Annotated in this window: 17 protein-coding genes; 9 read left to right on the top strand and 8 right to left on the bottom strand. The window is 51.7% G+C overall.

The genetic code is table 11. The annotated features are described in order from the left end of the window. Positions 1-117: 117 nt before the first annotated feature. From gabT to OGY71_RS16915, 5 genes are all read right to left on the bottom strand, one after another. The gene (gene gabT, locus OGY71_RS16935) at positions 118-1,401 is read right to left on the bottom strand and encodes a 4-aminobutyrate--2-oxoglutarate transaminase (RefSeq protein ID WP_063940988.1); all 1,284 of its coding nucleotides are present in this window, start codon (positions 1,399-1,401) and stop codon (positions 118-120) included. A gap of 25 nt (positions 1,402-1,426) precedes the next feature. Further along, complete coding sequence (gene gabD / locus OGY71_RS16930; protein ID WP_149334867.1) at positions 1,427-2,875, bottom strand: NADP-dependent succinate-semialdehyde dehydrogenase; 1,449 nt, start codon at positions 2,873-2,875, stop codon at positions 1,427-1,429. Positions 2,876-2,898: 23 nt separating this feature from the next. Continuing rightward, a complete protein-coding gene (gene lhgD, locus OGY71_RS16925; protein ID WP_003826017.1) occupies positions 2,899-4,167 on the bottom strand; it encodes an L-2-hydroxyglutarate dehydrogenase in 1,269 nt (422 codons plus the stop codon). Positions 4,168-4,184: 17 nt separating this feature from the next. Then, complete coding sequence (glaH, locus tag OGY71_RS16920; RefSeq protein WP_003826020.1) at positions 4,185-5,162, bottom strand: glutarate dioxygenase GlaH; 978 nt, start codon at positions 5,160-5,162, stop codon at positions 4,185-4,187. Positions 5,163-5,410: 248 nt separating this feature from the next. Then, positions 5,411-6,013 (bottom strand): short chain dehydrogenase, encoded by a 603-nt coding sequence (locus OGY71_RS16915; RefSeq protein WP_003826021.1) that lies wholly within the window; start codon positions 6,011-6,013, stop codon positions 5,411-5,413. Between the two features lie 98 nt (positions 6,014-6,111). On the opposite strand from OGY71_RS16915, the gene OGY71_RS16910 reads away from it, so the two are divergent. Next, positions 6,112-7,002 carry a LysR substrate-binding domain-containing protein gene (locus tag OGY71_RS16910; protein WP_286586750.1) on the top strand — a complete coding sequence of 297 codons (891 nt, stop codon included), beginning with the start codon at positions 6,112-6,114 and terminating at the stop codon, positions 7,000-7,002. A gap of 97 nt (positions 7,003-7,099) precedes the next feature. Here OGY71_RS16910 and OGY71_RS16905 read toward each other — a convergent pair whose 3' ends face one another. The 3 genes from OGY71_RS16905 to OGY71_RS16895 are packed head-to-tail and all read right to left on the bottom strand — an operon-like array spanning position 7,100 to position 10,051. Next, positions 7,100-8,614 (bottom strand): tripartite tricarboxylate transporter permease, encoded by a 1,515-nt coding sequence (locus tag OGY71_RS16905; RefSeq protein ID WP_003826025.1) that lies wholly within the window; start codon positions 8,612-8,614, stop codon positions 7,100-7,102. A gap of 10 nt (positions 8,615-8,624) precedes the next feature. Continuing rightward, positions 8,625-9,059: a tripartite tricarboxylate transporter TctB family protein gene (locus OGY71_RS16900; RefSeq protein ID WP_100247225.1), complete on the bottom strand. Its 435-nt coding sequence runs from the start codon at positions 9,057-9,059 to the stop codon at positions 8,625-8,627. Between the two features lie 14 nt (positions 9,060-9,073). Then, complete coding sequence (locus OGY71_RS16895) at positions 9,074-10,051, bottom strand: Bug family tripartite tricarboxylate transporter substrate binding protein (RefSeq protein WP_125112810.1); 978 nt, start codon at positions 10,049-10,051, stop codon at positions 9,074-9,076. A 153-nt stretch (positions 10,052-10,204) separates the two neighbouring features. Here OGY71_RS16895 and tctD point away from each other — a divergent pair, with 153 nt between their 5' ends. From tctD to OGY71_RS16855, 8 genes are all read left to right on the top strand, one after another. After that, a complete protein-coding gene (gene tctD, locus OGY71_RS16890) occupies positions 10,205-10,879 on the top strand; it encodes a transcriptional regulator TctD (RefSeq protein ID WP_003826032.1) in 675 nt (224 codons plus the stop codon). Further along, entirely contained in the window at positions 10,866-12,278 is a 1,413-nt protein-coding gene (locus OGY71_RS16885) for a sensor histidine kinase (protein ID WP_286613482.1), read from the top strand. The genes tctD and OGY71_RS16885 overlap by 14 nt, the downstream gene beginning before the upstream one ends. Positions 12,279-12,732: 454 nt before the next feature. Continuing rightward, complete coding sequence (locus OGY71_RS16880; protein ID WP_003826035.1) at positions 12,733-14,148, top strand: undecaprenyl-phosphate glucose phosphotransferase; 1,416 nt, start codon at positions 12,733-12,735, stop codon at positions 14,146-14,148. Next, positions 14,138-15,424, top strand: coding sequence for an outer membrane beta-barrel protein (locus tag OGY71_RS16875; protein ID WP_003826036.1), 1,287 nt, complete (start codon positions 14,138-14,140; stop codon positions 15,422-15,424). Before OGY71_RS16880 ends, OGY71_RS16875 begins: the two co-directional genes overlap by 11 nt. A 1-nt stretch (position 15,425) precedes the next feature. Next, entirely contained in the window at positions 15,426-15,983 is a 558-nt protein-coding gene (locus tag OGY71_RS16870) for a polysaccharide biosynthesis/export family protein (RefSeq protein ID WP_003826038.1), read from the top strand. A 2-nt stretch (positions 15,984-15,985) separates the two neighbouring features. After that, the gene (locus tag OGY71_RS16865; RefSeq protein WP_286586747.1) at positions 15,986-18,115 is read left to right on the top strand and encodes a GumC family protein; all 2,130 of its coding nucleotides are present in this window, start codon (positions 15,986-15,988) and stop codon (positions 18,113-18,115) included. After that, on the top strand, positions 18,112-19,323 hold the full coding sequence (locus tag OGY71_RS16860) for a lipopolysaccharide biosynthesis protein (protein WP_003826042.1): 1,212 nt from the start codon (positions 18,112-18,114) through the stop codon (positions 19,321-19,323). The genes OGY71_RS16865 and OGY71_RS16860 overlap by 4 nt, the downstream gene beginning before the upstream one ends. Then, positions 19,320-20,690 (top strand): hypothetical protein, encoded by a 1,371-nt coding sequence (locus OGY71_RS16855; protein ID WP_003826045.1) that lies wholly within the window; start codon positions 19,320-19,322, stop codon positions 20,688-20,690. The genes OGY71_RS16860 and OGY71_RS16855 overlap by 4 nt, the downstream gene beginning before the upstream one ends.

Here is a 20,690-nt window from a genome sequence, read left to right as displayed (position 1 = left end):
CTTCCTGCACCTTACCCGTAGGCCCGGTAAGCGTAGCGCCACCGGGCATCACAACATTGCCGGATGGCAGCGCTTGCGCTTTATCCGGCCTACAATTTCACGTTTTTATTCGGGGGGTTAACCCTGCTTTGCCTCGGCAAAACACTGGGCGATAATGTCCAGCCCCTGGCGGATTTGCGCATCTTCAATGGTCAGCGGGACAAGAATGCGCAGCACGTTGTAGTAAGGTCCGCAGGAGAGCAGGATCAGTCCTTTCTCGCGTGCACGCGCCACCACTTCCGCAGTCAGTTTGGCGTCTGGTTTCGTGCGATCGCCGTTTTCGAACAGTTCGATAGCAATCATCGCGCCCAGCCCGCGTACGTCGCCAATCTCGCGATGGGTTTCCGCGATAGCCAGCAGGCCTTCGCGCAGGGTTTGCCCCAGCTCGTTGGCTTTTTGCAGCAGATTTTCCTGTTCGAAAATGTTCAGTACCGCCAGCGCGGCGGCACAGGCAATTGGGTTACCGGCATAGGTGCCGCCCAGACCGCCCGGTGGGATTGCGTCCATGACTTCGGCGCGTCCGGTCACGCCCGCCAGCGGGAAGCCTCCGGCGATGGATTTGGCGAAGGTGGTGAGATCGGGTGCAACGCCCATCTGCTCCATGGCAAACAGCGTACCGGTGCGACCCGCACCGCTCTGTACTTCATCGGCAATCAGCATGATCCCGTGTTCGTCACAAATGGCGCGCAGCCGTTGCATAAAGGAAGGAGAGGCCGCGTAAAAACCGCCTTCGCCTTGAACGGGTTCAATCACGATGGCGGCGACGTCTTCTGGCGCGGCATCGTTTTTGAAAATGCGGTGAATGCTGGCGATAGCATCATCTTCACTGATGCCGTGCAGCGGGCAAGGATAAAGCGCACGATACACGTGGCCCGGCATCAGCCCCATTCCGGCGGAGTACGGATTGACTTTCCCGGTCAGTGACAGGGTGTAGTGGGTACGACCGTGGTAAGCGCCGCTAAAGGCGATAGTCCCCGTACGCTTGGTGGCGGCGCGGGCGATTTTCACCGCGTTTTCCACCGCTTCAGAGCCGGTGGTCACCAGCAGGGTTTTCTTGGCGAAATCACCCGGCACTTTCTTATTCATGATTTCACACAGCTCCAGGTACGGCTCATAGGCCAGCACCTGGAAACAGGTATGAGACAGCTTTTTCAACTGCGCTTCTACCGCAGAGACGATCTGCGGATGCAGGTGACCGGTGTTCAGCACCGCAATACCGCCAGCAAAGTCGAGGAATTCACGGCCTTCAACGTCCCAGACCCGACAGTTTTCTGCCCGCTCGGCAAAAATAGGGTGGATCTGTCCTACGCCACGGGGAACGGCGTTGCTGCGACGTTGCATGAGTTCTTTGTTGGTGCTCATCAGGTGTTCTCCAGTATTTGTTTTATTAAAGGCCGATGCACATATATTTGATTTCTAAGTAGTCTTCGATGCCGTATTTCGATCCTTCACGGCCAAGACCGGAGGCTTTTATCCCCCCAAACGGGGCGACTTCGTTGGAGATAATACCGGTGTTAATCCCGACGATGCCGTACTCCAGCGCTTCGCCAACGCGGAAGACGCGGCTTAAATCACGGGCGTAGAAATAGGCGGCCAGACCAAACTCGGTGTCGTTGGCCTGAGCGATGACGTCAGCTTCGTCTTTAAAACGAAACAGCGGAGCCAGCGGTCCGAACGTTTCTTCTTTGGCGACCTTCGCGTTATCTGGCACATCCACCAGGATGGTGGGCTGGAAGAAGTTACCGCCCAGCGCGTGAGGCTTGCCGCCCGTGATAATGCGCGCGCCTTTATCCAGAGCGTCGGCGATGTGTTCCTGCACTTTGGCAACCGCTTTATCGTCGATCAGCGGTCCGGTGGTGACGTCAGGTTGCAGACCATCGCCGAGATGCAGCTTGCTCACCGCCTGCTGGAGTTTTTCAGCAAAGCGCTCATACACGCCGTCCTGCACGTACAGGCGGTTGGCGCAGACGCAGGTTTGACCAGCGTTACGGAACTTCGATGCCAGCGCGCCCTCCACGGCTTTATCAAGATCGGCATCGTCAAAGACGATAAACGGCGCATTGCCGCCCAGTTCCAGCGATACTTTTTTGATGTCTTTGGCGCACTGCTGCATTAACTGACGGCCGATTTCGGTCGAGCCGGTAAATGACAGCTTGCGCACCAGCGGGTTGCCGGTCAGCTCGTTACCAACCTCGCTTGCAGAACCGGTCACTACGCTGAAAACGCCTGCCGGGATCCCGGCGCGATTAGCCAGTTCTGCCAGCGCCAGTGCGGAGTAAGGGGTCTGGCTGGCGGGTTTAAGCACCATCGTACAGCCAGCTGCCAGCGCCGGACCGGCTTTACGGGTGATCATCGCTGAGGGGAAGTTCCACGGCGTAATCGCGGCGGTAACGCCGATCGGCTGCTTGATGACGATCAGACGCTTATCGGCCTGATGACCAGGGATCGTATCGCCATAGATGCGTTTGCCCTCTTCGGCAAACCACTCAATAAATGAGGCGGCATAGGTGATTTCGCCTTTGGCCTCCGCCAGCGGTTTACCCTGTTCCAGGGTCATCAGGTGGGCGAGATCGTCCTGATGCTCAATCATCAGGTTGAACCAGCGGCGCAGGATATTGGCTCGCTCTTTGGCGGTCAGCGCACGCCAGGCCGGCAGAGCGCGGTTAGCGGCGTTAATCGCTTCGCGGGTTTCATCTGCCCCCATTTTAGGTACGCTACCCAATTGCTGACCGTTGGCGGGATTGGTTACCGCGATGGTCTCGCCGCTGTTGGCGTCACGCCAGTTGCCGTCGATCAGTGCCTGCTGGCGAAATAAGGTTGGATCGTTAAGTTGCATGATTGCTTCCTGTCTTAATCGGTTTAACGGGTAAATGCGGCGTGTAATGTCTCCACGCTACGTGCCGCACGCAGCGTGCGTCCGGGATTACTCTGGTTCTCCAGCAGCGCATGAACTTTGCTGACAATATGTGCGCCGATAGGGATCGCCGACGTTGCCGCCGGAGAAGGGGCGTTACAGGTGTGAATTGAGCGTGGCGTGGTGACAAACAGAAAATCGTCGATAAGCTTGCCATCAGGTGATACCGCCTGTGCCCGTACGCCCGCAGGCCACGGTTGCAGATCCTTGAGCGTCAGGCTCGGGCAGTACTTTTGTACCAGCCGCAGATAACCGCTTTTGCACAGCGAATTCTTCATTTCACCAAGCCCTGAGCGCAGGTTGTTTTGCAGCACGCGGCGAATACCAGAAGAGCCGAGGATCTCCAGCGTATCGCTGAGCGAGAAGTCACGTTTACGGTAGCCTTCACGTTTAAATGCCAGTACCGCGTTGGGGCCGACGGTGACGCTGCCGTCAATCATCCGGGTCAGATGAACGCCGAGAAACGGCATCGCCGGGTCGGGGATGGGGTAGATCAAATGGTTAACTATCTGATTATGTTCTGGCGCCAGGCGGAAATATTCGCCCCGGAACGGACAGATGATAAAGCCAGGTTCAACGCCGAGCATTTTTACCAGTCGGTCCGCCATCAGGCCAGAACAGCTAATCAGCGTCGCGCCTTCATATTCCTGGCCCTGACGGGTACGGACAATCACGCCCGCAGCATGCTCTTTCAGCGCGCTGACCTCGGCGTTGTAAATAATCTCACCGCCTTTGGCCTGGAAAATTTTCGCCATCGCGGCGGTGACTTCGCGGTAGCTGACAATCCCGCTCGACGGGACAAAAATGCCGCCCAGTCCGGTGATATTGGGTTCACGCTCGCGAAGTTCCTGCGCATTCAGCCATTCGCGCTCCAGACCGTTAGCGGCGGTGCGATCCCAAAGCGCGCGCATGCGCTCCATTTCCAAAGCGGAGGTGGCAACCAGCATTTTTCCGCAGACGTCGTAGCGGATACCGTTTTGGTCGCAAAAGGCTTTTGTGGCGCGATTTCCGGCCAGGCAAAACTGAGCCTTCAGGCTGCCGGGGGTGTAATAGACCCCGGCGTGAATGACGCCGCTGTTATGGCCCGTCTGGTGGCAGGCCGGGCCGGGCTCTTTTTCCAGTAGCGCGATTTTGGCGTCCGGATAGACATCAATCAATTGCATGGCGGTCGACATGCCGATAATGCCGCCGCCAATAATCACAAAATCATACATCCGCTTTTCCTTCGCGCTTACTGATGGGTCTGGTAGTGGTTTGTCGCGTACGCAAAATAACCACGCTGGCGCATCAGTTCGCGGCGCAAGTCCGGATGCGAAGTGAAACGATCGCGCCCGTGCAGCCAGAACAGGTTGTTGATCAGCAGGAATTTACCTACTGAAACCGGAACGGAAATAATGCTCTTGCTGGTTTCCAGCGCATCGGACAGGTCACTCAGCCAGACGCCTTCTTCATAGTCTTTTGGCTGGACGAACTGGTCGATGTAGCGCATTACCGGGCGGCCCTGCTGGTCAACGTCAAATACCGGATGGAACACTTCCTGACTGACGTTTTTGCTTGGCGGTGCGGCAAAGCGCATGGCGCGACGCGCCAGAGGATGGGTAAAGTACTGCTCCAGATGCTCCCAGTCGTCGAGGTGCAGTAGCAGCGAGTTACCGCCGGTCATGTTCTGCTCGTCGATCTTCATCATCAGCACGTAATCGGTGATTTCTTCGAGGTAGGTTCCGTCGTTGTGCAATTCCATCACTCGGTGAGGCTGGCGCAGATAGCTGTCTGAGTTATCGACGTTTTTCACCACAAAACGAGCGTAATATTGACCGCTCATCGCATCAAAATTAGAGCGTCCGATGAGGTGCGCTACCGCCGTTGCCAGCTTGACCATCTCTTCCGCCTGCGCCACGTCGTCTACGCCAACGGCATTGATTAGCAGTGCGCCTTCGGCACGATCGAGCAGGGTTTTCAGCAGCAGGGGCTGTAACTGATTGCCGCACAGGTCGTCGAGGATTTTGCCCACTTTGAAGCGCAAGAAGGATTTGTATTCCAGCGCCTGAACCGGCCACTGCGCGACGGCCTGCAGAAATTGCTCAGTGGTCTCAGCAGAAAAAGTCAGCTCCAGCAGGCGTGGGGATTGGGCTGACGGTTTCAGCGTGAAACCGCTGTAGTGCTGGGCTGGATCTTCAGCGTTCGGTTTTACGGCAGTCAGTGCGTTCATCAAATCGTTCCTCTCAGTAGATTGTCAGGGAGATATGGCGCAGCTCGTTTCATAGCCATAAATTAAAAATATCTACATTTTTGAAAAACGCGCACAGAATGAACTTGTTTGTTTATTATTTGTGATCAAAAGCAACAATTATTTAACATTGTGAAGGGTGTGGGTTAATGCGAGGGAAAAGATAAAGTATTTTAAAACAGTGGGTTAATCACGCTGCCGTTGGTGATGAGTCAACGGCAGCGGCAAAGTCAGTAACCGACTTTATAAATACGCCCGGTTTGGATGCCTTCCACACTGCGGCGGTAGGCGTTGGCGACGGTGGTGGCGGGCACGCTTTCAAAGCCCGGGAAGAAACTGTCGTAAGCTTCGGCGGATTCACTCAGCACGGTCGGACTTATCAGGTTAATGCGTTGACCATGGCCTAGTTCACAGGCCGCGGCGCGAACAAATCCTTCCAGCCCGGCATTAATCGTTGCGGCGTTTGTCCCCTGTGCGATGGGCTCGTGGGCGATAATGCCGCTAATTAACGTTATCGATCCGCCAGCATTCAGAAAATGCTGCCCGGTTAATGCCAGGCGTATCTGGCCTAATAGCTTATCCTGAAGCCCCTGATTAAAGTCCTGGTCGGTCATTGTCGACAGCGGCCCAAAGAACAGATTACCGGTGGCGGAAACGATCGCATCTACCCGACCGACTTTTTCAAACAAGGCCTCGACACTCTCCTGCGAGGTGATATCGACCTGGTAATCCCCCTGAGTGCGACCCACGCGGACCACCTCATGTTTACGGCTCAATGCTTCTGTAACTGCGCGACCCACTGTACCACTGGCACCAATAATGACGATTTTCATAACCACCTCCGCAATAGTGTGAGCCGCTATTCTTTAATGAAAATGAAATCAGATAAACTGGCTAAAAGTTAGATGATTACTAACCAGGGGTTTGTAATATGGATAAACTGCGCGGCATGGAAACGTTTGTCGCCGTGGTGGAGAGTGGGAGCTTTACTTCTGCGGCGACGAGGCTAGAGATGTCTGCGGTGATGGTGGGAAAATATATCACCCAACTGGAAGCGCAGCTCGGCACGCGTTTGCTGGAGCGCAATACGCGCCGCCAGAGTCTGACCGATGCCGGACGCGTCTATTTTGAAGAAGCCCGTCGTGTGCTGGAGCAGGTATTGATAGCCGAACGTTCGGTAGAGCGTCTGCGGCTGGCACCTGCGGGGACGCTGCGCATTAGCGCGCCCACTTCTTTTGGCGCTTGCGTGATCTCGCCGCTGGCCGCTGCGTTTTTACAGACCTGGCCAGAGGTGCGCATTGAACTGGATCTCACCAACCGGATGGTTGATCTGGTGAATGAAGGTGTCGATCTGGCGATCCGCATTGGCGATATCCATCAGACAGACGTGGTGGCGAAATACCTGTGTCCCTACCGTATGGCAATTTGTGCTTCGCCAGATTATCTTGCCCGCCATGGCACCCCCCGGACGCCCGCGGATCTGGTGGATCATCTGTGCCTGTCCCATACCGTGTGGACGGCTCGCAACGAGTGGATACTGCCTGGCGTGACGGGGGAGGTCAGATGGAAGCGCGATGCGATCCTGCGTTGTAACGATGGTCATGGCCTGCGTATGGCGGCGGTAGCGGGGGCTGGGCTGTTATTGCAACCTGAGGTGCTGCTGGCGCAAGAACTGGCTACGGGGAAATTGATTCGGATCCTGGAAGGGTTTACGCCGCAGCCGCGGCCAATTCATTTGCTGTGGCGACAGGATTTGCGTCCGTTGCCTAAGCTGACACGGTTTGTTGAGCACCTGCTGGAAGGAACGCGAAGTTTGCGCTGAAGATGAAAATGCCGGATGACGTTGCGCTTATCCGGCCTACAACCGAGCCAAATTGTAGGCCGGATAGGGCGCAATAGCGCCGCCATCCGGCAATTTGTTAGCCGATATCCACCTGCGGTTTGCTGTTGCGTTTACGGATCATGCGCAGCACCGGCGGGACCACGATAACCAGTACCGCCATCACCAGCAGCACTTTCGCCACGCCGCTGGCCCACAGAATATCCATACTGCCGTTACTGATAGACAACGCCCGGCGCAGGTTCTGCTCCAGCATTTCCCCGAGAACGAAGCCCAGAATCAATGGCGACATTGGGAAGTGCATTTTACGCAGGATGTAGCCCAGCACGCCGAGGGCGACCATCAATACCAAATCGAAGGTGGTGCTGTGAACGGCGTACACGCCAACCGCGGAAACTGCCGCGATAGCCGGTACCAAAAACCACAGCGGGATGGTCAGCATGCGGGTAAACAGACCGATCAGTGGAATGTTCATCACCAGCAGCATTACGTTAGCAATCAGCAGCGCTGCAATCAGCCCCCAAACGATATCCGGCTGCTCGGTAAACATGGCTGGACCCGGGGTGATGTTGTACAGCGTTAGCGCGCCCATCATCACCGCCGTGGTACCGGAGCCCGGCACGCCGAGCGTCAGCATCGGAATAAAAGAGCCGCAGGCCGAGGCGTTGTTGGCGGCTTCTGGCGCCGCAACGCCGCGAATATCCCCCTTGCCAAAGCTGTCGCTGTTGCCGCTGAGCTTTTTCTCGGTCATGTAGGTGATGGCACTGGCAATGGTGGCGCCAGCGCCAGGCAGAACGCCGACGAAAAAGCCAATCACTGATGAACGCAGGGTGGCCCCTACGCACTGTGCGCCTTCTTTGGCGTTGAACAACATGCGGCCCGTTTTACGCACCAGCGTCTGGCCACTGCTGGTATGTTCCAGCATTAACAATATTTCAGAGACAGAGAACAGCCCAATCACCACCACGATAAACTGCACACCGTCAGAGAGATGGACACTGTCAAAAGTAAAGCGATAAACCCCGGTGTTGGCGTCTACGCCGACGGTCGCAAGTCCGAGACCGATAAGCGCTGCCAGAAATGATTTCAGCGGATTTTGCGCCATCATGCTGCCGAGACAGGCAATGGCGAAAACCATTAAGGCAAAGTATTCCGCTGGACCGAAGGCCAGCGACCATTGGGCTAACGCCGGGGCAAACAGAATGATGCCGCCGATGGCGATAAGCGAACCAAAGAAAGAGCTGACCGCCGAGATAGAGAGCGCCACGCCACCGCGTCCTTGCTGCGCCATCGGGTAACCATCCAGCGCGGTCATAATCGCCGCCGCATCGCCGGGAACATTCAACAGGATGGAGGAGATGCGCCCGCCATATTCACAGCCTATGTAGACTGTAGCCAGCAGGATCAGCGCGGATTCTGCGGGCAGATGCAAAGCAAAGGCCAGCGGCAGCAGGATCGCCACGCCGTTGATCGGTCCAAGGCCGGGCAGCAAACCCACAATGGTGCCGACAAAACAGCCTATCAAGGCGATGACCAGGTTTTCCGGTGTCATTGCCACCGCGAAACCCTGAGAAAGATAAATCCAGGTATCCATCGTTTCTCCGTTAACCCAGCCAGGCGCCGAGTGGTAAGGTGACGTCAAGCAGTCGGTCAAAGGCATACCACAGCAGAATGCCGAGCACCGCGCCGGAAATACCCGCAGCCGGGATGGTTGCACCGAACAGCATGCCAATCACCACGGTGAGAATGGCGGTGGCGATGGGAAAACCGAGCCACTCAAAACCCCAGGCGTACATCAACAGAACAATGACCATCGTCAGCAGCTTTTGCAGCACGTGGCGACGGGGCCAACTGATGGTGTCCGGATGGCGCAACAGCAGCGCCACGGCACAGACCAACATCAGACCGATAATGCCAAGCGGGAAGGGACGCGGCCCTACGGGTTCATAGCTGTATTCGCTGCTGATTTGCCAGGCCACGAACAGCCCGGCTATGCAGAGCAACAGCCAGATACCTGCGAAAATACGATCGCTCATCATCTTTGCCTCTGCGTTTACTTCGCCAGACCGAAGGCTTTCGCCTGCTCACGATAATCCGTGACCTGCTTTTTCACGTAGTCGTCGAGCTGTTTGCCACTCATGTTGAATTCAAACAGGCCGCGCAGATCGCGCTGCTTTTTAAACTCATCGGTCTGCTGGAGTTTGTTAAAGGCATTAACCCACCACTGATACTCGGCGTCGCTGACTTTTGGCCCAACGTAGAAGCCACGAATGATAGGCCACACGAGGTCATAACCCTGCTCTTTGGCGGTTGGCACGTTGGCTAACTGTCCCGGCAGGCGTTCATCAGAGAACACCGCGAGCACGCGGATTTTGTCGCCGCTGAGGTAAGGCACCATCTCACTGAGATCGCCGGAAACCACCTGCACGTGATTGCCCATCAGTGCGGTAACCGGCTCGCCACCGCCTTCAAAGGCCACATAGCGCATCTTGTGTGGATCGACATTGGCTTTTTGCGCCAGCAGCGCCGACTTCATCCAGTCCTGGCTACCGATAGAGGCACCTGCACCAATGACCACGCTGTTAGGGTCTTTTTCCATTGCCGTCAGCAGATCTTTCAGCGTTTTCCACGGTGAGTCCTGGCGCACGGCAATCATGCCGTAGTCGGTACCCACACTTGCCAGCCAGCGGACATCATCCACGCCGTAGCGACCAAACTTGCCCTGTGACAGGTTCAGCAGTGAGCCGCCGGAGAAGGCCACTACGGTTCCCGCTTCAGCCGGGCGTTGAGCGACGATCGCGTTATAGGCCACGGCACCAACGCCACCGGGCATGTAGGTGACGCGCATCGGTTTTTCGATAGCGCCGGTTTCCATCATGCTCACCTGAATCAACTTACAGGTGAGATCGAAACCGCCGCCGGGTTTAGCAGGGGCGATACATTCAGTGCGCGATGGCGCTTGTTCCGCCAGTACAGAGGTACTCATCAATAAAATGCTTGCAGTAAGGGTACGAAGTAACTGTTTTTTCATTGTTTATCCTCACGCCGGAAAACCGGATTTTCGGGTACGGAAGAAGATTTTTGTGATTATGTGAGCCGATGTGTAGCAGTTCGGTTGCGTGATTGTTAAAACATTAACCTTTCAATTCCCTTTCAATGCGGCAGAAACTTTACAGGATGTGATATGCGTCTCTTATTAGCGGAAGATAACCGTGAGTTAGCTCACTGGCTGGAGAAAGCGCTGGTGCAAAACGGTTTTGCCGTTGACTGCGTGTTTGATGGCCTGGCAGCCGACCATCTTTTACATAGCGAAACGTATGCGCTGGCGGTGCTAGACATCAATATGCCGGGGCTGGATGGTCTGGAAGTCGTTCAGCGGCTGCGCAAACGCGGGCAGACGCTTCCTGTCCTGCTGCTGACGGCGCGTAGCGCGGTGGCCGATAGGGTGAAAGGGTTGAACGTCGGAGCCGATGATTATCTGGCAAAGCCGTTTGAAATCGAGGAACTGGATGCCCGGCTGCGGGCCTTGCTGCGTCGCAGTGCGGGACAGGTGCAAGGCATACAGCAACTGGGGGAGCTGGCGTTTCACGATGAAGGCTATTTTCTGTTGCAGGGGCAGCCGTTGGCGCTCACGCCACGTGAACAGGCGCTGTTGACGGTGCTGATGTACCGTCGGTTGCGGCCGGTTTCACGTCAGCAGTTGTTTGAGCAGGTCTTCAGCCTGAGTGATGAGGTTAGTCCCGAAAGCATTGAGCTGTATATCCATCGTTTGCGCAAAAAGCTACAGGGAAGCGATGTGCGTATTGCTACGCTGCGCGGTCTGGGCTATGTGCTGGAGCGTAGCGATGAAGTGGGTTAAACCCCAATCGTTGTACCTGCAACTGCTGATGTTTTTGGGCTTGCCGCTAATGTTGCTGTGGGGGCTGTCGGCATTTAACAGCTATGTCAGTGCGCTACAGGCGGCGACCCAGGCGTATGACCGCACGCTCCTTTCATCCGCCAGGACCGTTTCCGAGCGGCTGGTGGTGCGCAATAAACAGCTGGAAGTGAACGTGCCATGGGTGGTGCTGGACAGCTTTGAATTGAATATGAATGACCGACTGTACTACAAAGTGGTTGATCCGGCGGGGAAGGTTATCTCTGGTTATGACGATTTACCGGCGATGCCGCCAGCTACCTCGCGCACGCGGCTTTATCCGGCGCTGGCATGGTTTTATCACACTGAATATCGCGGTGAGGCAATCCGTGTGGCGCGTCTGCTGCAGCCTGTCAACGAAGGCGGCATTGTCGGCATGGCGGAGATTTATGTTGCCGAAACGCTGCAATCGCGGCGCTATCTGGCGCGACAGCTGCTGTTTTCCTCGTGGGTTTCGCAAGGGCTACTGGTGCTGCTGACGCTGGTGATGGTTGGCTGGCTGCTGCGCCGGGTGCTGCGCCCGATGCGCCAGCTGTCATCGCTGATGGTGCGTCGTGAGCCAGGCCTGCTGACGCCGCTGCCGGAACTGCTGCCATGGTCGGAAACCCGTCTGCTGATTGTGGCTTTCAACCGTTATCTGGACCGACTTCGCGGTCTGATCTCTCGTCAGGAGCGCTTCAGCGCGGATGCTTCCCATCAGCTCAAAACGCCGTTGGCGGTACTGAAAACTCAGGCATCGGTGGCTCTCGCCAGCGCCGAACCGCGGCAATGGTATGAGAGTTTACAAGCCATGAGTAGCACGCTCGATAATACCATTCAACTGACGGAGAGGCTGTTGCAGTTGTCTGCGGTGAAGCGCAAGGAGCAGGGGGAAAGGCATTTCTCGCCGGTTAATCTGTATGAGGTGGTGCAAAGCAGCTGTTTTACCCGACTGGCGCAGTCGCGTAGTAAAGGGATCGATCTGGGCTATGAAGGGGAACAGGACGCGGTGTGGGTCGAGGGAGATGAAGTGCTGCTCGGTGAACTGTGTGGGAATCTGCTGGATAACGCACTGAAATACACGCCGTCACAGGGGATGGTGACCGCCCGACTGCAACGAGAAGGAGAGGCCGTGGTGCTGGTGGTCGAAGATAGCGGACCGGGCATAGATGAGCAGATGGTTCATCAGGCTCTGCTACCGTTTCATCGTCTTGATAACGTAGGCAATGTCCCAGGCGCCGGGATCGGCCTGGCGCTGGTCAATGATATTGCTCGCCTGCATCGCACGCATCCTCAGCTAACGCGTAGTGAGACATTAGGTGGGCTGAGGGTTCAGGTACGCTTTTTAAGCGTTACCGTATGAGGTATTCATGGTGATGATATTTGTTGTTTAATTATAATAAAAAGTAATTAATTGTATTATTAATATCATTTGAAATGTTGTCTTAAGGCAGCTGTTTTTATTTTAATTACTGTATTAAACAGTAACGCTAAAGTGATTCAACGTCACTGAAACAATACTTTTGTGCAATTTATCATACATAAAACACTCTTTCATAGACCATGAGATGTTATCTGTCAATAGCGATAATGTTGTTAAAGGTTATCTTTTTTGCTGAGGTAGATAAAACTTCTATTGATATCAACTGCATTAAAATCATATAGATACGATTTCACTGGAGAGGGTTGTCACAGTAATGAGTATTATTTTTTACATTTACTGACAATGTGCCATTGCGTTTTTTAGACTTGTGATATAATTAGCAACATGAAATGAGAAAAAAACAATTAAAGATCAATAAATAATGGGCTGAGATATGCTTAAAAAATCGCTAAAGATTAGCAGCCAGGGATATCCAGTCTTTTTAAAACTGGTCGATTTCATTGTTATCAATGTGACGTTAATTTTTAGCGCCCATTTGCTGGGTTTGGTGCCCTTTAACACCATTGCCATTTTGAGTCTTCTCTTCTCCATCTTTTTCTTGCTGTTTGCTGAATACATTAAAATGTACCAGCAAAAGATTAAGACGATCGGTTTACGTAATCAAAAGCGCTTGGTTTTTTGTACGCTGCTGGCGATTTTTTTTAACGAACTGGTCAGTATGACGGTGGCTGAACCTGAGTCACTGGGCTACTTAGACAGACTGCCTTCCCCTTTTTATTCAGCCATTATTTACTGGTACTTCATTCCATTACCTTTTCTTTACTACATTCGTTTTTTTATTTTTAAGTATTCAACGAAAAAGAGTATACGGGTGGCGATTATTGGTCTGACCGACAATGGTCTGGCCGCAGAAACCGCGCTAATGAATGAATACGCCAATATCACATTAGATCTGGCCTTTTATGATGAGCGCGCCTTATCTCGTTGTGGCGATGTCGTTGATAAGGTTAAAAGTCCCTTTCGTGGTCCGGTTATCAATCTGGTCGAGGAAGCCAAGAAGGGAAACATAGACGAAATCTATATTGCTTTACCGATGGTTGCTTTACATCGCATTCGTCACTTTTTGGCCATGATGTCAGACACCACCGTAGATACCTATATTGTCCCTGACTTTTATACCTACAGTAACAACATGTCCAAGTTACGATCCATCCACAATCTGCAAACTATCGGTATCTTTAGTTCACCTTTTGAGGGGGCTGGCTCGTTTATTAAGCGGGCGGAAGATTTGGTTCTTGGCAGCGTCATTATGGTGATGATTTCCTCCCTGATGCTGGCGATTGCCATTGGTATCAAACTCACGTCCCGTGGGCCTGTTTTTTTCAAACAGGACCGCTATGGCTTGAGCGGGCAAAAAATTAAGGTCTGGAAGTTTCGTTCTATGCGCGTCATGGAGAATTCCGATACGGTTATTCAGGCCACTAAAAACGATCCACGGGTAACCAAATTCGGGAGCTTTTTGCGCCGCACTTCGCTGGATGAACTTCCGCAATTTATTAATGTTTTGCAGGGAAGTATGTCGATTGTCGGTCCCAGACCTCATGCGGTTACGCATAATGAGCAGTACCGCAAACAGGTCGAAAATTACATGATTCGCCATAAAGTTAAGCCAGGGATCACTGGGCTTGCGCAGATCAACGGGTTCCGTGGGGAAATCGATGCGCTTTATAAGATGGAAAAAAGGGTTCAGTACGATATTGAGTACATTCAAAACTGGTCGTTATGGCTGGATATAAAAATTATTATTAAAACTATTTTCAAAGGATTTGTCGGTAAGAATGCATACTAAATTACTCGTTATTACCGGAATCGTGATATCGCAGTCCGCATGGGCTGATTTAACACCGAAATCACACATTGGCTTTGCGGGGATAGACTTCCAGGGCAAGGTCTCTGTGGACTATGGTTATAATGATAACGTGTCTTATCAGCCACATAGCAGCGATGCTATCGGTTCCTCGTTTCAGAGTGCTGCGCCCGTTCTGAGTATGATTGGAGAGCGTGGTCAGGATAAGTATTTGCTGATGTACTCTGGGGATTATCGTAACTACTCAAGCGATTCTGCTGATAACTACAACGATCATTTTTTCCGTTTTAACGGTGCCTGGCGTTATGGGCTCATGCATGGCTTAACCCTCAATCTGGAGGATTCGCTTGGGCATGAATCCCGCGGCCGTGATATCACCGAGGGTTTTCTACCGAGTCAGTTTGAGCAGTATGGGATTAAATCTCCGCTGACGACGAATTTTATCAATAGTGAATTGCGTTACAGCTACGGTGCGCCTGATGGTCGCGGCAAAGCGGAACTGGCATTGTTATACAAAAAACTGACTTTCGGTAACACCTCTGATGTTCGGGACAGCAGTGAGGACTTCTACAATTATATTCAGGAACAGGAATGGCATGAAAATAGCCTGATAGCGGAAGTTTTTGACCAATACTCATCCAGAACGCGCTTTCGCTATAGCTTTATTACTAACCAGCGTCGCTATGATAACAACTCAGATAAAGACACTAATGAGTATTATTTGCTGTATGGCCTGAAGTCGCAGTTGACGGGGAAAACCAATGTCGACATGAATATTTCATGGCTGTATAAAACATTTGAAAACAACGCAAACTCGCATGATTTTAATGGTCTAAACTGGGACATAAAAGCGGAGTGGAAGCCGTTACAGCAGTCTGTTTTCACGGCCCATTCTGCGCAAAGCATTAAAGACCCATCGGAAGTTGGGGGATATATTTTAGTGACCCAGTATGGCCTTTCTTACCAGCATTTCTGGTTAGGTACTCGTTTTTCTACTTTATTGGACTACTCATTCACTTCGGAAGACTATAAAAAACAGAACAAGGATCGGCATGATAAAGATGGCGTGTTTAGCGTCACCATGAGCTATGACTACACGCCGTCGGTTAATTTTGAGATTAAATATCAGATAGATACATTAAATTCGAATAAGGATACTGACTCGTTTTATATCGGTCCCAACGACAATCAGGAAGTCATTAGAACGTTGGGTTATGATAATTCTATGATTATGCTTAAAGCTAAGGTTCAGATCTAAAATGAAAATAATAGAACTGTGCGCGGTTTTGCTATTCAGTATCCTGTTGGTCGGATGCACAGCGTCCAGCCCGCGATTAATGGACGATCCTGCTACTGTTCAGCAGGATTATCGGCTTGGGGCGGGGGATACGGTCAATATCGCTGTTCATGGTCAACCCGATATGACGATGCGGTTTATTTTGGATAAGAGCGGGGAAATTAATTTCCCGTTTGTTGGTGCTCTTAAATTACAAGATAAAACCGTTGATCAAGTGACTAAAGAATTAACTCAACGCCTGACCGGAGATTATTTTACATCTCCGATGGTGACGGTGAGTATTGCCGAGTTCCGCAAATACTATGTTTCAGGTGAGGTAAAAAGTCCAAATGGCTTCGCCTATGAGCCAGGGCTTACCGTCGAGAAATCTATTGCGCAGGCGGGTGGATTTACAGATCGTGCTGACCGAAAAGATATCAACATTCGCCTGTCAGGGAGCAATCAGCTGCTTGAGAATGTCGATTTAACGCACTCTGTTCATCCTGGGGATGTCGTGATTATTGGCATGGGGTTCTTCTGACGATGAAACTATCAATAGTGGAAAACGGCAAAAAACGAGAAAGCAGTGTCGAATTCTCCCGCTTTGCCAAAGAGCTGAAAAAGAACGCCTGGAAAATCGCGCTGGTCGGTATCGTTGCCGGGGTCGTCGCGTATCCGTTAATCAGCATGATGTCTTCAAAGTATGTTTCAACGGCGACGGTGCTGATTAAGGCGCAGGCTGATAACGTTTCTCCGTTTCCACAGGTTGATGGTTTCGATTCAACGCGCAGTGGTTACTACGAAACACAATATGCGTTGATGCATTCACGTATTGTGCTGGAGCAAGCCGTACGTGATATGAAGCTGGATGAAAACCCGGAGTTTACCGGGGAAAAAGCCGGTGCTCAGAGGGCTGATAGCAATGAAAGTCGACAACTGAGAATGGAGCAAGCGCTGAAAACGCTGGCGAAAAATCTGAATGTCATTGGTATTCGTACGACGAACCTGGCGTCTATTACCTATGAATCAACGTCCCCTCAGGTTGCGGCTGACATTGCGAATGGCGTCGCGCAGGCTTTCATCAACTACACGGTGGAGCAGAAACGCCTGAAGGTGGAGAAAGCTCGCGAACTGAATTTTGAAAAAATGGAAGAGATTCAGAAGTCGATAGCTAAGCAAAAAGACGAGATGGACAGCTATCTGAAAAATGCCGGGCTGCTGACCTTCCGCGGTATCGATGGTTTTGAAACCGAGCAGTTAAGTATCGTAACCAATCGCCTGGCCGATGCGACCCAGCGTCGGGTTGCCGCTGAATCCGTCTATAACGAGGTGAACGGGGGAGGTAAGTCCATTGAGAGCGTTATCTCGCTGCCTTCGGTCTCTAACCACGCTCAGATCCAGGATTTGCGCATTGCGTTGATTCAGGCGCAACGAACGTTGTCCGAACAGCGTAAAGTCTATGGGCCAAAAAATCCTGCCATTTTAAAAGCAGAAGCCGATGTTCAGTCGATCCAAAGCCAGACCGGACGAGTGTTGGGTGAGCTGAAGGTCGGTTTACGTCAGCAATATCTGGCAGCGCTGGCGGACGAAAAAAACTATCAACAGCAGGTGGCTGAGCAGAAAGAGATCTTCCAGAAAATGGCGTCAAAACGGGATGTCTGGAACAGTCAAAAGCTGTCGTTAGATAAAATGGAAGACCTGTATAAATCGCTTTATCAACGTACTCAGGAGCTGTCGCTGTCCGGCGTGAATGCCGATGCGGTGTTATACGACCCTGCAGTACCCGCGTTAAAACCGGCGAAACCGAATAAATCTTTATTATTGCTGATGGTGGTCATGCTGGTGGTGGTGTTCAGCATCATGTATTTCATTGTCAAAGCGGCAATGGATAACTCAATCGGTACCCTCAGTCGCATGAAAAAACGGCTCAATGTTGTTCCGTTGGGTGAAATTCGTCGTTTTAGCGGAATCTCAGGGCGCGCACAGGTGCGGGACATGATCATGAAGAACCCGCTTAATGCCGATATCGTGCACGGTATCCGTACCCGGATTATGCTGGATAATCGACCTTTACAGACGCTCGCCGTGGCGTCAACGGAGCACGGCGATGGGCGTTCTTTGTTGGCGAATCTGTTAGCTAACTCTTTTAGTTTCGACCAGAAAACACTGCTTATTGATGCGGATTTCTTTAACACTGGTGGGCTCACATCCGAGCTGGCGTCAGCTACATCTGCAGGCTTAGCGGAACTGTTACGCGGGGAGACAGAGCTTGAACAGGCGCGGATCAAACTCAGTGATAATCTCGACTTTATTCCTCACGGTAAGAGCACCATCTCATCTTTACTGATGCTGTCTTCGGAGCATGTTGAACTCTTAATGCGCGAGTTGAAATCGCATTATCAGCGCATCATTATTGATGTTGCTGCTGTGAATCAGAGTCAGGATGTTCAACTGATCAAACGTGCCGTCGATGGCGTTGTTTTCATTGTGAAAGCCGGGGTGGGGTCGGCGGGACAAATCGCCAACGCGCTGGATAAGATCGAGGAAAATAACGGCGTGGTGATTGGTGCGGTGCTCAATGCAGTTGAAGAAAAGGATCTTGAGACGCAAGAAGGTCTGCGTTCACTGAACTTCAGTACCGATCAACTGATGGCAACGCCAGGCCGCGTATGAGTCTACTGAAGAGCGCTTCCACAATAGCCGGTTCATCAGTCATCTCGCAGTTGATTGGTGCACTGTCTATTTGGTTGATTTCACACAAGTACGATATGGCTGAAGTGGGGCTTTATGCGCTCAACTACAGCATCGCCGTGGTGGGCGCTCAGGTGTGTACCTTTGCATCACAACTGTTAATTCCTAAGCAGCAGGATGACGAACTGGTACAGAATGTTGTGTTTTGCCTGATCCAAAGCACGATCATTGCCTTACCTTACGCCGTGCTTACCGCGTGGCTGTTTCACCAGAACATCCTGTTTCTCTATTTGCTAACGCTGGCAACGGCGTGGGTTTTAATCTCGGAAAACCTGTCGCTACGCACGGCCAACTTTCGTTTTCTGATTTTCCAGCGTATTTCTGTTTCTGTGGTCGTTGTACTTTCCGTCCTTCTTACGCACCATGTACAACTATTTTATTGGTCGTGGGCCTGCGCGACGATGGTGCTGACCATAAGCTGTATTTTGCATTCGTTTGATATTCGTTCGGTGGCGGCCAGACATCTGCGACCCGCCAGTAATTGGCATTTTTTCAAACAGAATATTCATCACATTACCAAAGTGGGCAGCGCGGAAGTGTTGGCGATGGCCAGCAGCAATTTGCCTATTATGCTGATTAACTTTTGGTTCTCGGCGCTGACGGCGGGTTATTTTTCCGTGGTTAGCCGCTTTTGCCTGGCTCCGGTGGTGATCATCGGGAATGCGGTGCGCAATACTATTTTTTCCAAATGGTCTATCGACTTCAGAAATAATACCTTTAACTATCAGGAGTATACCAAGGTACGTATGCTATTGCTGGTATTAGGGGTTATCTGTACCCTTGGGGTTTTTATTTTCTATCCGATTGTGATGCGCCTCGGTTTTAGCGAAGACTGGATTAACTCCATTGAGACGTCACGCTACATGTTGCCCTATTTATTCCCTGCGCTGGCGATAAGCCCTCTGACGGTGATAGAGCTTATTTTTGGTTCCCATCGCTATTTTCTGCGCATCCAACTGGAACAGCTGGCAATTGTACTCTTCGCTTTTGTTGTGACGCCCTATTTTTATAAAGATTATGCAACGTCGGTCATCTTGTTTTCTTCACTGACATTTATTCGCTACGCCTTCATTTATCTAAAAATGAATAAGCGAGCCAATCTCCTGAAAGACAAGCCGGTGATACTATGACGCTTAATACCGGATACTATTTACAGGTTTATACCTTTGTCACGCTGATCCTGTGTGGCTTGGTGCAATACTTTACCGGCATGCAGTCAGTGCTGTGGATACCTTTTTTCCTCACCTTATTGATGGTGGGATTATTGGTGATGCAGACGCGTGATGGCTCCTTACATCTGGATGCCCAGGAGACGATTGTCCTGGCATTGTACTTTTCGTTTCTGGTGCTGGCTGGAGCATCGACGCTGATTCAGGGCGGGATCACCGTCGCGATTGTGGCATTTAAAAACGAAATTGCGCTGTCGCTGGTGATGATCTGTTTGCTGCTGGGCTTTTGCCGGGAGTCACAGATTTACCGCGCAACGCGCTATCTGTATTGGGTGTTTTACGCGCAGATTCCGGTAATGATTTATCAGGTGTTACTGGTCGTTCCCCAGCGCGTCGCGGTGCGTGGTGAAGATGAGAAATGGGACTCCGTGGTTGGCACGTTTGGCGGTGACCCCATGGGGGGCGGGAATACTGCCGCAATGGGCCTGTTTTGCCTGTTAATTATGTTGTTAAAAGTCTCAGAATATAAGCATGGACTCACCACGTTCAAATCCATGGCGCTGCATATTGTTCTCGGTATCGGGTTATGCATCATTGGTGAAGTAAAGTTTGTCATTCTGCTATCGCCTATATTCCTGGCGTGGGTGTGGCTTTCACCGAGCTACGTCAAAGACGTTAGTAAGGTCAATCTGAAGACGTTATTGGTTATTGTGGCGGGAATGCTGTTGCTTATTAGCCTGTCGATTGTGATCCTCGCGTACTATTATTCTACGGCGTTCGGTGGCGATCCATCGAAAAGCTCGTTAAGTATTTTTATCGACTCCTTAAGCTATATCTTTGATCCGAACTACATTATGTCTACCGGTGAGTTAGGGCGCTTTACGACGTTCCTGTTCTGGTTGAAAAATAACGATCTGTGGGGGCTTTCAGGAACGTTATTTGGCTACGGACTCAATGCAACTAACAGTGGTAGTACGGTGTCGCCGGGCTTTTTGAATATTATCTACAACTTAATTCTTGACTCGACTTCCCTGAGTATGCTGCTGTGGGAAGTGGGGGTGATCGGCACGTTGCTCTTTATTAGCTTATTCATTTATATCCTGAAGGTTTGTCAGCCAAAGCCATTACTGATGCTTGAGCAACTGGACCAGCAGGATCTTCAGTTGTTGAGCTTTGCACCGGCGTTTAACGCTTTTGCGATTAGTTGCTTAATTAGCTTACCTTATAGCCAGATACTGATGATTACACCGATGTTACAATTCCTGTTCTATTTATCACTAGGATCAAGTTTAGTGATTCGTCGAACCGTCCTTCGCTGCGTAGGGTAA

This window comes from Citrobacter sp. Cpo109, assembly GCF_030332565.1.
GTDB classification, from domain to species: Bacteria; Pseudomonadota; Gammaproteobacteria; order Enterobacterales; family Enterobacteriaceae; genus Citrobacter; species Citrobacter portucalensis.
Note: the sequence above shows the minus strand (reverse complement) of the source record. Positions and strands in the feature narration are given on the sequence as shown.

Coding starts and splice junctions, on each gene's coding strand:
- gabD (WP_149334867.1), bottom strand. CDS start 2,875: ATGCAACTTAACGATCCAACCTTATTTCGCCAGCAGGCACTGATCGAC.
- OGY71_RS16905 (WP_003826025.1), bottom strand. CDS start 8,614: ATGGATACCTGGATTTATCTTTCTCAGGGTTTCGCGGTGGCAATGACA.
- glaH (WP_003826020.1), bottom strand. CDS start 5,162: ATGAACGCACTGACTGCCGTAAAACCGAACGCTGAAGATCCAGCCCAG.
- OGY71_RS16875 (WP_003826036.1), top strand. CDS start 14,138: ATGCATACTAAATTACTCGTTATTACCGGAATCGTGATATCGCAGTCC.
- OGY71_RS16895 (WP_125112810.1), bottom strand. CDS start 10,051: ATGAAAAAACAGTTACTTCGTACCCTTACTGCAAGCATTTTATTGATG.
- OGY71_RS16870 (WP_003826038.1), top strand. CDS start 15,426: ATGAAAATAATAGAACTGTGCGCGGTTTTGCTATTCAGTATCCTGTTG.
- OGY71_RS16860 (WP_003826042.1), top strand. CDS start 18,112: ATGAGTCTACTGAAGAGCGCTTCCACAATAGCCGGTTCATCAGTCATC.
- gabT (WP_063940988.1), bottom strand. CDS start 1,401: ATGAGCACCAACAAAGAACTCATGCAACGTCGCAGCAACGCCGTTCCC.
- OGY71_RS16900 (WP_100247225.1), bottom strand. CDS start 9,059: ATGATGAGCGATCGTATTTTCGCAGGTATCTGGCTGTTGCTCTGCATA.
- tctD (WP_003826032.1), top strand. CDS start 10,205: ATGCGTCTCTTATTAGCGGAAGATAACCGTGAGTTAGCTCACTGGCTG.
- OGY71_RS16885 (WP_286613482.1), top strand. CDS start 10,866: ATGAAGTGGGTTAAACCCCAATCGTTGTACCTGCAACTGCTGATGTTT.
- OGY71_RS16880 (WP_003826035.1), top strand. CDS start 12,733: ATGCTTAAAAAATCGCTAAAGATTAGCAGCCAGGGATATCCAGTCTTT.
- OGY71_RS16855 (WP_003826045.1), top strand. CDS start 19,320: ATGACGCTTAATACCGGATACTATTTACAGGTTTATACCTTTGTCACG.
- OGY71_RS16865 (WP_286586747.1), top strand. CDS start 15,986: ATGAAACTATCAATAGTGGAAAACGGCAAAAAACGAGAAAGCAGTGTC.
- OGY71_RS16910 (WP_286586750.1), top strand. CDS start 6,112: ATGGATAAACTGCGCGGCATGGAAACGTTTGTCGCCGTGGTGGAGAGT.
- lhgD (WP_003826017.1), bottom strand. CDS start 4,167: ATGTATGATTTTGTGATTATTGGCGGCGGCATTATCGGCATGTCGACC.
- OGY71_RS16915 (WP_003826021.1), bottom strand. CDS start 6,013: ATGAAAATCGTCATTATTGGTGCCAGTGGTACAGTGGGTCGCGCAGTT.